Here is a 12,969-nt window from a genome sequence, read left to right as displayed (position 1 = left end):
GCTGCTACCCGCGCGCCGATGCCCACCGCCGAACCTGCGGCGCCCGACGCCGCAGCGCTGGCGCCGCCGGGCCCCGCCGCCGATGCCCGCCAGGGCCCCCTGCCGCTATCCGTCGTCATCCCCGTCCGGAACGAGGCGCCGAACATCGCGCCCCTGGTCGCCGAGATCGAGGCGGCGCTGGCCGGGACCCGGCACGAGATCGTCTATGTCGATGACGGGTCGTCCGACGCCACGCCGGCGGCGCTGCGGGAAGCGGCGGCGGGCGCCCCGCTGCGGGTGCTGCGCCACCGGCAAAGCTGCGGCCAGTCGGCGGCCATCGTCACCGGGGTGAAGGCGGCGCGCGGCCTGTGGATCGCCACCCTGGACGGGGACGGGCAGAACGACCCGGCCGACATCCCCCGCCTGCTGGCGCGCGCCCAGGCCGAGGGCGGCGCCATCCTGGTCGCCGGCCACCGGGTGACGCGCAAGGATACCTGGGTGAAGCGGCGGACCAGCCGCATCGCCAATGGCGTCCGCAGCCGGCTGCTGGGCGACCGCACGCCGGATACCGGCTGCGGGCTGAAGGTCTTCCCGCGGTCGCTCTTCCTCGACCTGCCGCATTTCGACCACATGCACCGCTTCCTGCCGGCCCTGGTGCTGCGCCAGGGCGGCCGGGTGGTGAGCGAGCCGGTGAACCACCGGCCGCGGGTGCGGGGGCGGTCCAACTACGGCACGCTGGACCGGCTGGCGGTGAGCCTGCTGGACCTGGTCGGCGTCGCCTGGCTGCAGCGCCGCTGGAAGCGGCCGGTGGTGGACCCGGCGGAGTGAGCGCGACGGCCCCCGCCGGCCAAGGCCCCCCGGCGGGGCGGGAGAGGCTGCGCGCCATCGGCAAGCTGGTCGTCCTGGCGCTGGGCCTGGCGGCGGGCGGGCTGCTGCTGCGGGCGCTGGGCGCCGCGCCGGGCACCGAATGGGTCGATCGCTACATCCGCGACCAGGGCCTGCTTGGGGAGACGCTGTTCCTGCTGGCCGGCGCCGCCGCCGCCGCGGCCGGCCTGCCGCGCCAGGGCGTGGCCTTCCTGGGCGGCTATGCCTTCGGCGCGGTGCTCGGCACGCTGCTGGCGCTGGCGGCGCAATTGCTGGGCTGCGCCCTGGCCTTCGCCTGGGCCAGGCTGGTCGGGCGCGCCTGGGCGGAGCGCGTGCTGGCCGGCCGCTACGGCCGCCGGCTGCGGCCGGTGCGGGATGCGCTGGCGGAGAACCCCTTCGGCGCGACGCTGGCACTGCGGCTGCTGCCGGTGGGGAACAACCTGGCGCTGAACCTGCTGGGCGGGCTGGCGGGGATCGCCCCCCTGCCCTTCCTGGCCGCCTCGGCGCTGGGCTACCTGCCGCAGACCGTGGTCTTCGCGCTGCTGGGCAAGGGCGTGCGGGTGGACGGCGCCTGGCAGCTTGGGCTGGCCGGGGTGCTGCTGGCGGTCTCGGTCGGGATCGGGCTGTGGCTGCTGCGGCGGGCGCGGGCGGGGCGGGCGCTGGACGGGGCCTAGGGCGGGCGGCGGCGTGTTGCCTGGCCGCCCGCCGGTGCCGATCATGCGGCATGCTTCGGATCGAACCCACCGCCGACGATGCGCTGCTGGTCGAGCATTACCGCCTGCACTGGCACGAGATGGGCGTTGCCGAGGATGCGGCACGGGCGGATTGGCAGGCGGAAGCCCGCCGGTTCCTACGGGAGGCCCGGGCGCGGGACGGCCTTGCGGCCTTTGCGGCGCGGGATGCCGCCGGGGCCGTGATCGGCACCGCCTGCTGCCACCTGATGCCGCGGGCCTTCCCGGCCTTCCGCCAGGGCGACGCCGATCGCATCGGCTATGTCTGGGGCCTCTATGTCCGCCCCGGGGCCCGCGGCAGGGGCGTCGGCGGGGCCCTGGTCGGCCGGTGCGTGTCGCATTTGAAGGGGCTGGGCTGCGGGCGCGTGCTGCTGCACGCGGGGGCGCGGTCCGCGCCGCTCTATCGCCGCCTGGGCTTCAGCCCGACCCATGAGCTTGCGATGCCGCTCTGATCGCCCCGGCCGGGTGGCCCCCGCCGGGGCGGCCGCGCGCACCCCGTGGCCCTGTCCCGCGTGCCGGCGGTGCGATGGTCGGTCGCGGCCGCCTGTCGAGGGCGGTCGCACGGGGCAGCGGCGGTGCGCATCGGCGACGGCCGGGGGTTCGGGCGGATGCCGATGGTCAGGCGGGCTGATGGCCGGCGGGGGCGGGGCGCGGGCGAACCATCGGTTCGCGCGGCCGCGGTGTGGGACGGGGTGGCGCCGGGACGGCGGGGCTTGCCCTGCCCGCCGGCGCCGGAATATAGGAATATTGTCAACGCCACCGCTGCATCCGGTGGCGGCGGCCGATAAAACCGCTCAATTCCTCAAATCCTCAAGCGGCCCTGGCGGACTCCGCCCGGAACGACACGCCTTTCCGGAAAAGGGGCCGATCCGGACTCAGCGGAATTGAGCGCGGCGGCGGCCGGTCGGGCCACCGCCGGACCGGGGGGGAGGCGCGCTGCCACCCCCGGGGCGCCCCCCTCAGTGCAGCACGAATTGCCCGCCGGCATAGCGCAGCTCGGCCGGGCGGATGAGGGCGGAGGAGGCGACGCGGACGGAATGCAGCGGCCCCTCGATCTCCCGCCGCCAGAAATCCAGGAAGCGGGTCAATTCCGGGAAGACCGGCGCCTGGTCGAGCTTCTGCCAGATGAAGGTCTGCAGCAGCCCGGGATGGTCCGGCAGGTGGTAGAGGATCTCGGCTGTCGTCAGCCGCCAGTCTCGCACGTGAAGATCGGGTCCGCGAACCATGCTCTCGATCTGCTGCAGCACGCCTGTTGTCTCCCTGGTCGTCCTGGTGCCGTGCCGTCCGGCGCCGTCCTGCGGCGCGGTACGGCGTGTTCCTCCTGTGTGACGGTTGAAAGTCTGCCACGAAGATCCGGGTTCCGTGCAAGGAAAAGCTTTGAAGATCAGGCTGTTAGCACTCGCACTCGAAGAGTGCTGCAACGTCTTGACGCCGGCCTGGCACTCGCCTAGGTCTCTGGCACTCCTCCGGGGGGAGTGCCAGCAGTGCCGCAAGCGGGCTCTGGCCGGACCTGCCGGTGCGAGGAAACGCAAATGGCCAAATGGCAATGGCATCAGGAGAGGACCGTATGAGCTTCCGTCCCCTGCATGACCGCGTTCTCGTTCGCCGTGTCACGGCCGAAGAGAAGACCGCGGGTGGCATCATCATCCCCGACACCGCCAAGGAGAAGCCGCAGGAGGGTGAGGTGATCGCCGTCGGCTCCGGCACGCTGAACGACAAGGGCGAGCTGCGCCCGCTGGACGTCAAGGCTGGCGACCGCATCCTGTTCGGCAAGTGGTCCGGCACCGAGGTGAAGCTCAATGGTGAGGAGCTCCTGATCATGAAGGAGTCCGACATCATGGGGATCCTCGACACCCCTTCCGTCGCGAAGGCCGCCTGAGGCCGCTGCCGCCGGCCGCCGCGCCCCCCGCTTCCGGGGTGGCCCGGCCCGCACCGGCGGCGAAGCCCAGCCTTCGATTGATCGTCAATCAGGGTGATCCGCCGCGCACCGGGGCCTGAACCCCGGCGCCGGGCGATAGCCCTATGAACAGAGGATACGCAGAATGGCAGCGAAGGACGTCAAGTTCGGCGCCGGCGCGCGCGAGCGGATGCTGCGCGGCGTCGACATCCTGGCCGACGCGGTGAAGGTGACGCTGGGCCCGAAGGGCCGCAACGTCGTGCTCGACAAGAGCTTCGGCGCGCCGCGGATCACCAAGGACGGCGTGACCGTCGCCAAGGAGATCGAGCTGGCCGACAAGTTCGAGAACATGGGCGCGCAGATGGTGCGCGAAGTGGCCTCGAAGACCAACGACATCGCCGGCGACGGCACCACCACCGCCACCGTGCTGGCCCAGGCCATCATCCGCGAGGGTGCGAAGGCCGTGGCCGCCGGCATGAACCCGATGGACCTGAAGCGCGGCATCGACAAGGCCGTCACCCAGATCGTCGGTGAGCTCGAGGCCAAGACCAAGAAGATCACCACCTCGGCCGAGGTCGCCCAGGTCGGCACGCTGTCCGCGAACGGCGAGACCGAGATCGGCGAGATGATCGCCAAGGCGATGGAGAAGGTCGGCAACGAGGGCGTCATCACGGTCGAGGAAGCCAAGAGCATCCAGACCGAACTCGACGTCGTCGAGGGCATGCAGTTCGACCGCGGCTACGTCTCTCCGTACTTCATCACGAATGCGGAGAAGATGATTGCGGAGATGGACAACCCCTACATCCTGATCTTCGAGAAGAAGCTCAGCCAGCTGCAGCCGATGCTGCCGCTGCTGGAGGCCGTGGTGCAGTCCGGCCGGCCGCTGGTGATCGTGGCCGAGGACGTCGAGGGCGAGGCGCTGGCCACCCTGGTGGTCAACAAGCTCCGCGGCGGCCTGAAGATCGCCGCCGTGAAGGCCCCGGGCTTCGGCGACCGCCGCAAGGCGATGCTCGAGGACATCGCGATCCTGACCGGCGGTGAGGTGATCAGCGAGGATCTCGGCATCAAGCTCGAGAGCGTGACACTGAACATGCTCGGCCGCGCCAAGACCGTGCGGATCGAGAAGGAGAACACCACGATCGTCGACGGCGCGGGCGAGAAGTCCGCGATCAACGGCCGTTGCGAGCAGATCAAGGCGCAGATCGAGGAGACCACCTCGGACTACGACCGTGAGAAGCTGCAGGAGCGGCTGGCGAAGCTGGCCGGCGGCGTCGCCGTGATCCGCGTCGGCGGCTCGACCGAGGTCGAGGTGAAGGAGCGCAAGGACCGCGTCGACGACGCGCTGCATGCGACCCGCGCCGCGGTGCAGGAAGGCATCGTGCCGGGCGGCGGGACCGCGCTGCTGCGCGCCTCGACCAACCTGCACACGCTGAAGGGCATCAACAACGACGAGCAGGTCGGCATCGAGATCGTCCGCCGCGCCATTCAGGCGCCGCTGAAGCAGATCGCCGAGAATGCCGGCAAGGACGGCGCCGTGGTGGCCGGCGAGGTGCTCCGCACCGACACCTACGCCTTCGGCTACGACGCCCAGCTCGACGAGTACAAGGACCTGGTGGCGGCCGGCATCATCGACCCGACCAAGGTCGTGCGCACCGCGCTGCAGGACGCCGCGTCCGTGGCCGCCCTGCTGATCACCACCGAGGCGATGGTGGCCGAGCGGCCGGAGAAGAAGGCCGCGGCCGGTGGCCCGCCGGGCGGCGGCATGGGCGACATGGATTTCTGATCTAGTCGACCGGTGTCGACTTCCGGCCCTTCCGGGGTTGGAAGTCAAGAAAGGGGGCGGGGCTGCAAGGCCCCGCCCTTTTCATTAGGAAAATACAAGGCGTCTTTTTGGGACGGCCGCTGCCGCTTGTCGCGGCATCGCGTGTATGCAATCGTTGACTTCGCGTGGGCGATCTGCGCTGACTGGATCAGCCAGCCGATTTGGCCGCCTTGCCGTGCCTCCCCGGGGAGATCCCTCGGGCGCCCTCAAGCGATCCAGCCCGGTGGGTTTCCCGCGCGGGCGATCGGCGTCCGCGCCACAGGACAACAGGAGGGTGCGTCGCATGGCGACCGGCACCGTGAAGTGGTTCAACGCGACCAAGGGCTTCGGCTTCATCGTCCCGCAGGATGGCGGCAAGGATGTCTTCGTGCACATCACCGCCGTGCAGAAGGCCGGCCTGCAGGGCCTGAACGAGAACCAGAAGGTCAGCTACGACGTCGTCATGGAGCGCGGCAAGGCCGCCGCCGCCAACCTCAAGCCGCTCTGACCACGCTCTCCTGAACTCGGCGGGGCCCGGCCAGCCGGGCCCCTTTGCTCCGCAGATCCGGCCGGCCCGCCGCGGCGGGTCAGCCCGCCACCGGGTCCTGCACCCAGACCCGGCTCGCACCGGCCTCCCGCAGGAAGGCCTCGGCCCGCTGCCGCATCTCCGGCGCCGCCGCGGCGATGCCCAGCGCCGGCCCCGCCGTCCTCGCATCCTCCGCATCCGCCTTCCTGGCCTCGTTATGCGGGTCGGCCGCCATCCCCACAGCCTCGCCCGCCGCCAGGGTCGCGCCGCCGGCCGCCGCCGCCGCCGCCACGGCCGGCAGCGCCGCGCCGCCAGTGGCGATCACCAGGCCAGCCGCGAGCATCGACGTGCCGGCGGTCGCGGTGCCGACCCAGTTGGTCCTGAGGTTGCGCTGGCTCGCCTCGCCCGGATGCTCGTCCGGCATGATGACCTGCCGGTTGTCGGCCGCGCCTTCGTCGCCGGCCCCGGCGGCCGCCTGGGATTGCTGGAACCACGGCTCCGCCCGCAGGCGTTCCGCCGCGCGGTCCAGCGCCGCGCGTTCCGCGAACTCGCCCCAGACGACCGGACCGGCCATGGATGCGTCGTCTTGCTCACCGGTCCACTGGCTGCTGTCCACCGTGATGGGCATGGGGCCTCCTTCCGCTAGACTTGGAATCGGCCGGAGCGGCCGGCGCGTTCCGACGGGTACGCAGGCCGTTCCTGGCGTTGTAGGCAGAACGGATCCACGCGCCCGGGCAGCCACGCCCCTCCCGCGGTCCGCCCTGGCCAACGCCCGCCGCCCGATGCCGTTCCGGAGGCCCGCTTGTTCGACCTGCCCGCGCTCGAAGCCGCTGCCGCCCTGGTGCACCGCGCCTTCCCGCCGACACCGCAATTCGCCTGGCCGCTGCTGGCCGCCCGCAGCGGCGCCGAGGTCTGGGTGAAGCACGAGAACCACACGCCCACCGGCGCCTTCAAGGTGCGCGGCGGCCTCACCTACATGGAACGCCTGAAGCGGGAACGGCCGCAGGTGCGCGGCGTGGCCAGCGCGACGCGCGGCAACCATGGCCAGAGCCTGGCCTATGCCGGCGCGCGGCATGGCGTGCCCGTCACCATCGTCGTCCCGCGCGGCAACAGCACGGAGAAGAACGCCGCGATGCGGGCGCTGGGCGCGACGCTGCTGGAGCATGGCGAGGATTTCGACGCGGCGCGCGCGCATGCGGCGGCCCTGGCGGCGGAGCAGGGGCTGGAATTCGCGCCCTCCTTCGCGCCGGACCTGGTGCTGGGCGTCGCCACCTACGCGCTCGAATTGTTCCGCGCCGCGCCGCCGCTGGATGCGCTCTATGTCCCGATCGGGCTCGGGTCGGGCATCTGCGGCTGCATCCTGGCGCGCGACCTGCTGCGCCTGCCGACCGAGATCATCGGCGTGCAGAGCACCGAGGCCCCGGCCTATGCGCTGTCCTTCGCCGCCGGGCGCGTCGTCACGGTGGACAGCGCGGCGACGCGGGCGGACGGCATGGCGGTGCGGGTGCCGGATGCGGCGGCGCTGGAGATCATCCGGCGCGGTGCCGCGCGCATCGTCACCGTGACGGATGCGGAGGTGGCGGCGGCGATTCGCGCCTATTGGCAGGACACGCACAACCTGGCGGAGGGCGCCGGCGCGGCACCGCTGGCGGCGCTGCTGCAGGAGCGCGAGCGCATGCGGGGCCGCCGCGTCGGGGTCGTGCTCTGCGGCGGCAACATCGACCTGGCGCTGTTCCGCGACTGGGTCCTCGCCCCCGCCTAGGCGGCGGCTGGCCAAGCAGCCTTCCCGCCGCGCCCCGATCCGCCCCGGCGCCCCCGCCTGCAACCGCGTGGCCACCCGCCCCGTTGCCCCGCGACGCGACGGAGGGACGCCGCATGCGCATCCACCACCTCGATTGCGGGCCGGCGCGGCCGCTGGGCGGCGCGCTGATGGATGGCGTCAGCCCGGGCACCATCGGCCGCCTCACCTGCCATTGCCTGGCGGTGGAGACGGCACGGCATGGCGTGGTGCTGGTCGATACCGGGCTCGGCATGCGGGACATGCTGCGGCCGACCGGGCGCTTGCCATGGCTGAACAGCGCGCTGCTGCGCTTCCGCTACGACCCGGAGCGCAGCATGCTGCGGCACCTGACGCGGCTGGGCCTGCATCCGCGGGACGTGCGGCACATCGTCATGACGCATCTGGATTTCGACCATGCCGGCGGGCTGGTGGATTTCCCGCAGGCCACCGTGCACCTGATGCAGGCGGAAGCGCAGGTCGCCCGGGCGCGGGAAGGCGTCCTGGGCCGCGCCCGCTACCGCCCGGTGCAATGGGGCGACACGCAGCGCTGGCGCACCTACGGGGAAGGGGATCTCGGGGACTGGTACGGCCTCGGCGCCGTGCGGCAGCTCGACGGCCTGCCGCAGGGCTTCGCCCTGGTGCCGCTGCCCGGCCATTCCGCCGGGCATGCCGGCGTGGCGGTCGAGACGCCGCGGGGCTGGCTGCTGCATGCCGGCGACACCTATTTCAACCGCGCCGAAATCCATGCCGAGCCGCCGCACTGCCCGCCGGGCAGCGCCGCCTATGAAGCCGCGATGGCCTGGAGCGGGCCGCTGGTGCGGGCGCAGCAGCGGCGGGTGCGGATGCAGGCCCGCGCGCCGGATGCACCGGTGATGGTGTTCTGCACGCATGACCCGGTGGAGTTCGTCGCGCTCTCGGCCTGGACGGACGGGCAGCAGGCCACGGCCGCGGCCGCGGCCGCCTGATGCCGGACGGCATGGCGGGTTCGACAGCCGCGCGGCGGCGCGGTAATTCCGCGCGGTCCGCAAGGGGGAACATCCATGGCAGCCTGGCACCGCGTCGCCAATGAGGACGACCTGGCCGAGAACATGCCGCTGGCCGTGCGCATCGGCGACCTGTCCATCGCCGTGGTGCGGCTGGCGGACGGCATCTTCGCGGTCAACGACATCTGCACGCATGAATACGCGCTGCTGTCGGACGGCTATTGCGAGGACGGCAAGCTGGAATGCCCGCTGCACCAGGCCTGCTTCGACATCCGCACCGGCGCCGCGCTCAACGAGCCGGCGGAGGTGCCCGTCGCCACCTACAAGGTGAAGGTCGAGGCCGGCGCCGTCTTCGTGGAGGCCTGAGCCGCATCAGGCGCCATGGCACATGGCGCCTGGCCCTGGTCGCCGCGGCGGCCGCCGCCATGGCCCGGGCCCGCCGCCTGACCGGCTGCCGCCGAGGGTGACGGCGAGGCCGATGCGGGCCGGCGGCGGCGGCCGGTCAAGGCCGGCCCGGCCACGGGTCGGTGGCTGTCAGGCCGCCCCGGCCACCGTGGTGCGGAACATCAGCCGCTGGTAGCGGGTGTGGTCGAACAGCGTCGCGGTGTGCAGGGTGCAGCGGTTGTCCCAGACCACCAGGTCGCCTGCCCGCCAGCGGTGGCGATAGACGTAGCGATCCTGCGATGCATGCGCCATCAGCGCGTCGACAAGGGCGCGGCCTTCCGCCACCGGCATGCCTTCGATGTGGCTGATGACGGCGGGGCAGAGGAAGAGGGAGCGGGCGCCGGTGACCGGATGCACCCGCACCAGCGGCTGCGGCATGGGCGGGAATTTGCGCCGCGTCTCCTCCGGCAGCGGGCCGCGGCCGGGCGTGTGCTGCGCATTCCATTCGGCCAGCGTCGCCAGGTCGTGCACCGCGCGCAGGCCGTCGATGCGCGCCCGGGTTTCCGCCGGCAGGTCGGCATAGGCGGCGACGGCGTCGATGAACCAGGTCTCGCCGCCTTCGGGCGGGCAGATCGCGCCGTAGAACAGCGACGCCATGCTGGGCACGGCGCGGAAGCTGCTGTCGGCGTGCCACTGCTCCACGCCGCGGGCGAAATGCGCGCGCAGCCCGTTCGGCCCTTCGGCATTGCCGACGCAGAAGATCTCCGGGTGGTCCGGATGGGTGTGGGCGGTGGAGGAGTGGAGTTCCAGCGGCCCCATGCGGCGGCTGAAGGCGACCTGCGCGCCGGGGTCGTTGGGCACGTCCCGCACCAGCAGGACGTGGCGCCTGTGCAGCGCGCCGAGGAAAGCCTGGAAATCGGCCTCGGGCACGTCGCCGGCGATGCGCAGGCCGCGCAACTCGGCGCCGAAGCTGGCCGGCAGCGTGTGGACCTCGACGGCGGAGGGGTGGTCCAGGGTCAGGCCGGCGCTCATCGCACTGCGGTCTCCTTGCAGCGTGGGGTCGGGCCGTGGTGACGGGCGTTCGGTTGGGGGCCATCGCCCCTCGGGATGATGCCCCGGTCCCGGCCACCGCGCAAACGGCGCGCCGCGTCCCGAACAGGGGGGCGCGACACCGTCGGGCGACCCCAAGCCCTGGCCAGGCCGGCGGAACGGTGTCGAAGGGGCGCTACGGCGCCTTCGCGCTATGCCCGGGCAGGTCGAAGCCTACCGCCGCAGCTCCATCTGGATCGGCCCCTCGCGCTCGCCATTGGCGAACTGGTCCACCAGCGCATTCCCGGTATGGCCCAGCGCGCCCGCCGGCCCGGTCCAGACGATGCGGCCCTTGTGCAGCATCGCCGCCGTGTCGCCGATGCGCCGGGCGCTCGCCATGTCATGCGTGATGGACACCGCCGTGGCGCCCAGCCGCTTCACGCAGTCCACGATCAGCCCGTCGATCACCGCGCCCATGATGGGGTCGAGGCCGGTGGTCGGCTCGTCGAAGAAGATGATGTCGGGCTGCGCCGCGATGGCCCGGGCCAGCGCCACCCGCTTCTGCATGCCGCCCGACAATTCCGCCGGCGAGAGATCGCCGACCGACCCGGCCAGCCCGACCTGCGCCAGCACCTCCGCCGCCTTGTCGCGCGCCTTCGCCCGGGTGATGCGCTTCTGCGCCAGCAGCTTGAAGCAGACATTCTCCCAGACCGGCAGGCTGTCGAACAGCGCGCCGTTCTGGAACAGCATGCCGATGCGGTCGCCCAGCGCCTCCCGCTCCCGCCGGCTCATCGCCAGCACGTCGCGGCCATCCACCTCGATGCTGCCCTCGTCCGGCTGCACCAGGCCGAGGATGCACTTGATGGTCACCGACTTGCCGCTGCCCGACCCGCCCAGGATCACCAGCGAATGGCCGGCCGCGACATCGGCATCCACGCCGTCCAGCACCTGCTTCGCGCCGAACGCCTTGCGCAGCCCGCGCAGGCGGATCTTCGGCACCGCCGATGCTGTCCCGGCGGCGCGCGGTGCCTGCTGCAGCATGTCGCTCATTGCGCGAAGAAGGCCTCGGTCAGCACGTAGTCCAGCGCCAGGATGAGGATGGAGGACGTCACCACCGCCGTGGTGGTCGCCCCGCCCACGCCCTGCGCCCCGCCCTTGGAGCGGTAGCCGCACCAGGTGCCCATCAGCGCGATGACGAAGCCGAAGACCGCGGCCTTCACCAGGCCGGAGATGACGTCATCCGCCTCCAGGTAGTCGAAGGTGGATTTCAGGTAGGCCGCCGACACGAAGCCGAGCTTGTAGGTGCCGATCAGCCAGCCGCCCATTACCCCCAGCACATCGGCCACCAGGACCAGCAGCGGTAGGGCGATGACGGCGGCCAGCAGCCTTGGTGCCACCAGGTACTTCATCGGGTTGGTGGACAGCGTGGTCAGCGCGTCGATCTGGTCGGTCACGCGCATGGTGCCGATCTCGGCCGCGAAGCTGGCGCCGATGCGCCCCGCGACCATCAGCGCCGCCAGCACCGGCCCGAGTTCGCGCGTCAGCGAGATGACGACGACGCTGGCGATGGTGCTCTGCGCGTTGAAGCGGGCGAAGCCGGTATAGCTCTGCAGCGCCAGCACCATGCCGGTGAAGACCGCGGTCAGCGCCACGACGGGCAGCGAGAACCAGGCGATCTCGACGAAGGCGCGCCAGAACAGCCGGCCGTAGAAGGGCGGCCGCACCAGGTGGCTCACCGCCTCCAGCGCGAACAGCGTGACATCGCCGATGGTGCGGCAGGCGGCCAGCGTCGCGCGGCCGAGCGCGGCCAGCGGGTCGAGGATGAGGGCGGCCATCAGGCGGGGACGTACTCGCGCGCATAGCGGGCGCCGAGGCCGGTCAGCACCTCGTATCCGATGGTGCCGGCGCGCTCCGCCACCTCGTCCGGGGTGTTCCCCGGGCCGATGAGCTGCACCCGGTCGCCGGGCGCGACCATGGGCAGGTCGGTGACATCGAAGGTGATGAGATCCATGGATACCCGGCCGACGAGGGGCACGGGCCGGCCGGCGATGACGCCGATGGCCCGCCCGGAGAGGCTCCGAAGGTAGCCATCGGCATACCCGGCGGCAACGGTGGCTATCCGGGACGTGCGCGGCGCCGCCCAGCCGGCGCCATAGCCCACCGGGGTGCCGGCCGGGATCTCCCGTACCTGCAGCACCGGCGCGTCCAGCCGGACCGCCTGGCGCATCGGGTTCGGCTGGCCGGGTGTCGGGTTTATGCCATAGAGCGCGCAGCCGGGCCGGGCGAGGTCGGACGCGAAACCGGGCCCGAGGAACAGGCCGGAGGAATTCGCCAGGCTGGTCGGGGCCGCCGGCAGCCGCGCCCGCAGCGCGGCGAAGCGCCCGGCCTGAGCGGCGTTCAGCGCATGCGCCGGGTCGTCGGCGCAGGCCAGGTGGGTCATCACCCAGCGCAGGTCCAGCCCCTCCAGTGCCGCCGGGTCGGCGGCCAGCGCCTCCGCCTCCGCCGGGGCCAGGCCCAGCCGCGCCATGCCGGTATCGAGATGCAGCAGCGCCGGCAGGCGGCGCCCGGCCCGGCGCGCGGCGGCGGCCCAGGCGGCGACGTCGCCTGGGCCGTTCAGCACCGGCAGCAGGCCGGCCTCGCCAGCCTCACCCGGCGCGAAGCCGTTCAGCACCGCCACCATGGGCCCGGGGCCGAGCGCGGCGCGCAGCGCCAGCCCTTCCGCCAGATGCGCCACGAAGAAATGCCGGCATCCCGCCGCCAGCAGCGCCCGCCCGACCGACGCCGCGCCCAGGCCATAGCCATCCGCCTTGACCACGCCGGCACAGGCCCCGGGCGCCGCGCGGTCCCGCAGCAGCCGCCAATTCGCCGCCACGGCGCTCAGATCGACGGTCAGCACCGCCTGCATCGCCCCAACCCCGCTGTTCGGTTCCCGGTCATGCTGCGGCACGGCATGGACCGGCGGACGGCCTGCCGCAACCCCGCAACCCATGGGCGG

General features: G+C 72.5%; 15 protein-coding genes. 9 read left to right on the top strand and 6 right to left on the bottom strand.

Translation table 11 applies throughout. The features are described 5' to 3' along the window. The first annotated feature begins 18 nt into the window (after window positions 1-18). From E2C05_RS06400 to E2C05_RS06390, 3 genes are read left to right on the top strand one after another with little or no spacing between them, the layout of a single operon-like run. Complete coding sequence (locus tag E2C05_RS06400; RefSeq protein ID WP_133218775.1) at window positions 19-807, top strand: glycosyltransferase family 2 protein; 789 nt, start codon at window positions 19-21, stop codon at window positions 805-807. After that, on the top strand, window positions 804-1,517 hold the full coding sequence (locus E2C05_RS06395; RefSeq protein WP_192912422.1) for a TVP38/TMEM64 family protein: 714 nt from the start codon (window positions 804-806) through the stop codon (window positions 1,515-1,517). Before E2C05_RS06400 ends, E2C05_RS06395 begins: the two co-directional genes overlap by 4 nt. A gap of 50 nt (window positions 1,518-1,567) precedes the next feature. Beyond that, complete coding sequence (locus E2C05_RS06390; protein ID WP_133218774.1) at window positions 1,568-2,026, top strand: GNAT family N-acetyltransferase; 459 nt, start codon at window positions 1,568-1,570, stop codon at window positions 2,024-2,026. A 507-nt stretch (window positions 2,027-2,533) separates the two neighbouring features. Here E2C05_RS06390 and E2C05_RS06385 read toward each other — a convergent pair. Next, window positions 2,534-2,821, bottom strand: coding sequence for an usg protein (locus E2C05_RS06385; protein WP_456306481.1), 288 nt, complete (start codon window positions 2,819-2,821; stop codon window positions 2,534-2,536). A 320-nt stretch (window positions 2,822-3,141) separates the two neighbouring features. On the opposite strand from E2C05_RS06385, the gene groES reads away from it, so the two are divergent. From groES to E2C05_RS06370, 3 genes are all read left to right on the top strand, one after another. Beyond that, on the top strand, window positions 3,142-3,453 hold the full coding sequence (gene groES, locus E2C05_RS06380) for a co-chaperone GroES (protein ID WP_133218773.1): 312 nt from the start codon (window positions 3,142-3,144) through the stop codon (window positions 3,451-3,453). Window positions 3,454-3,616: 163 nt separating this feature from the next. Beyond that, window positions 3,617-5,254 (top strand): chaperonin GroEL, encoded by a 1,638-nt coding sequence (groL, locus tag E2C05_RS06375; protein ID WP_133218772.1) that lies wholly within the window; start codon window positions 3,617-3,619, stop codon window positions 5,252-5,254. Between the two features lie 322 nt (window positions 5,255-5,576). Next, window positions 5,577-5,780 (top strand): cold-shock protein, encoded by a 204-nt coding sequence (locus tag E2C05_RS06370; protein ID WP_132285923.1) that lies wholly within the window; start codon window positions 5,577-5,579, stop codon window positions 5,778-5,780. Between the two features lie 79 nt (window positions 5,781-5,859). Here E2C05_RS06370 and E2C05_RS06365 read toward each other — a convergent pair whose 3' ends face one another. Then, complete coding sequence (locus E2C05_RS06365) at window positions 5,860-6,426, bottom strand: hypothetical protein (protein WP_133218771.1); 567 nt, start codon at window positions 6,424-6,426, stop codon at window positions 5,860-5,862. A 174-nt stretch (window positions 6,427-6,600) separates the two neighbouring features. Between E2C05_RS06365 and E2C05_RS06360 the strand changes: the two genes are divergently transcribed. The 3 genes from E2C05_RS06360 (at window position 6,601) to E2C05_RS06350 (ending at window position 8,927) form a co-directional block, all read left to right on the top strand. Continuing rightward, the gene (locus tag E2C05_RS06360) at window positions 6,601-7,560 is read left to right on the top strand and encodes a threonine dehydratase (protein ID WP_133218770.1); all 960 of its coding nucleotides are present in this window, start codon (window positions 6,601-6,603) and stop codon (window positions 7,558-7,560) included. A 113-nt stretch (window positions 7,561-7,673) separates the two neighbouring features. Then, window positions 7,674-8,543, top strand: coding sequence for an MBL fold metallo-hydrolase (locus tag E2C05_RS06355; protein ID WP_192912421.1), 870 nt, complete (start codon window positions 7,674-7,676; stop codon window positions 8,541-8,543). Between the two features lie 75 nt (window positions 8,544-8,618). Next, window positions 8,619-8,927, top strand: coding sequence for a non-heme iron oxygenase ferredoxin subunit (locus E2C05_RS06350; protein WP_133218769.1), 309 nt, complete (start codon window positions 8,619-8,621; stop codon window positions 8,925-8,927). A 168-nt stretch (window positions 8,928-9,095) separates the two neighbouring features. Here the strand turns inward: E2C05_RS06350 and E2C05_RS06345 are convergent, their stop codons facing one another. From E2C05_RS06345 to alr, 4 genes are all read right to left on the bottom strand, one after another. Next, on the bottom strand, window positions 9,096-9,977 hold the full coding sequence (locus E2C05_RS06345; RefSeq protein WP_133218768.1) for a TauD/TfdA dioxygenase family protein: 882 nt from the start codon (window positions 9,975-9,977) through the stop codon (window positions 9,096-9,098). Between the two features lie 231 nt (window positions 9,978-10,208). Further along, entirely contained in the window at window positions 10,209-11,024 is an 816-nt protein-coding gene (locus E2C05_RS06340) for an ABC transporter ATP-binding protein (RefSeq protein WP_240046612.1), read from the bottom strand. After that, window positions 11,021-11,809, bottom strand: coding sequence for an MlaE family ABC transporter permease (locus E2C05_RS06335; protein ID WP_133218767.1), 789 nt, complete (start codon window positions 11,807-11,809; stop codon window positions 11,021-11,023). The genes E2C05_RS06340 and E2C05_RS06335 overlap by 4 nt, the downstream gene beginning before the upstream one ends. Next, window positions 11,809-12,879, bottom strand: coding sequence for an alanine racemase (gene alr, locus E2C05_RS06330; RefSeq protein ID WP_200305640.1), 1,071 nt, complete (start codon window positions 12,877-12,879; stop codon window positions 11,809-11,811). Before alr ends, E2C05_RS06335 begins: the two co-directional genes overlap by 1 nt. Window positions 12,880-12,969 lie beyond the last annotated feature (90 nt).

Source organism: Paracraurococcus ruber, from assembly GCF_004353985.1.
Taxonomy (GTDB): Bacteria; Pseudomonadota; Alphaproteobacteria; order Acetobacterales; family Acetobacteraceae; genus Paracraurococcus; species Paracraurococcus ruber.
The sequence above is the reverse complement of the archived record's forward strand: the minus strand, read 5'-3'. Positions and strand labels throughout refer to the sequence as shown.

Bases quoted from the DNA above. Each gene is read 5' to 3' on its own strand.
- E2C05_RS06350 (WP_133218769.1), top strand. From the start codon at position 8,619: ATGGCAGCCTGGCACCGCGTCGCCAATGAGGACGACCTGGCCGAGAAC.
- groES (WP_133218773.1), top strand. From the start codon at position 3,142: ATGAGCTTCCGTCCCCTGCATGACCGCGTTCTCGTTCGCCGTGTCACG.
- E2C05_RS06365 (WP_133218771.1), bottom strand. From the start codon at position 6,426: ATGCCCATCACGGTGGACAGCAGCCAGTGGACCGGTGAGCAAGACGAC.
- alr (WP_200305640.1), bottom strand. From the start codon at position 12,879: ATGCAGGCGGTGCTGACCGTCGATCTGAGCGCCGTGGCGGCGAATTGG.
- E2C05_RS06390 (WP_133218774.1), top strand. From the start codon at position 1,568: ATGCTTCGGATCGAACCCACCGCCGACGATGCGCTGCTGGTCGAGCAT.
- E2C05_RS06335 (WP_133218767.1), bottom strand. From the start codon at position 11,809: ATGGCCGCCCTCATCCTCGACCCGCTGGCCGCGCTCGGCCGCGCGACG.
- groL (WP_133218772.1), top strand. From the start codon at position 3,617: ATGGCAGCGAAGGACGTCAAGTTCGGCGCCGGCGCGCGCGAGCGGATG.
- E2C05_RS06370 (WP_132285923.1), top strand. From the start codon at position 5,577: ATGGCGACCGGCACCGTGAAGTGGTTCAACGCGACCAAGGGCTTCGGC.
- E2C05_RS06340 (WP_240046612.1), bottom strand. From the start codon at position 11,024: ATGAGCGACATGCTGCAGCAGGCACCGCGCGCCGCCGGGACAGCATCG.
- E2C05_RS06400 (WP_133218775.1), top strand. From the start codon at position 19: ATGCCCACCGCCGAACCTGCGGCGCCCGACGCCGCAGCGCTGGCGCCG.
- E2C05_RS06345 (WP_133218768.1), bottom strand. From the start codon at position 9,977: ATGAGCGCCGGCCTGACCCTGGACCACCCCTCCGCCGTCGAGGTCCAC.
- E2C05_RS06355 (WP_192912421.1), top strand. From the start codon at position 7,674: ATGCGCATCCACCACCTCGATTGCGGGCCGGCGCGGCCGCTGGGCGGC.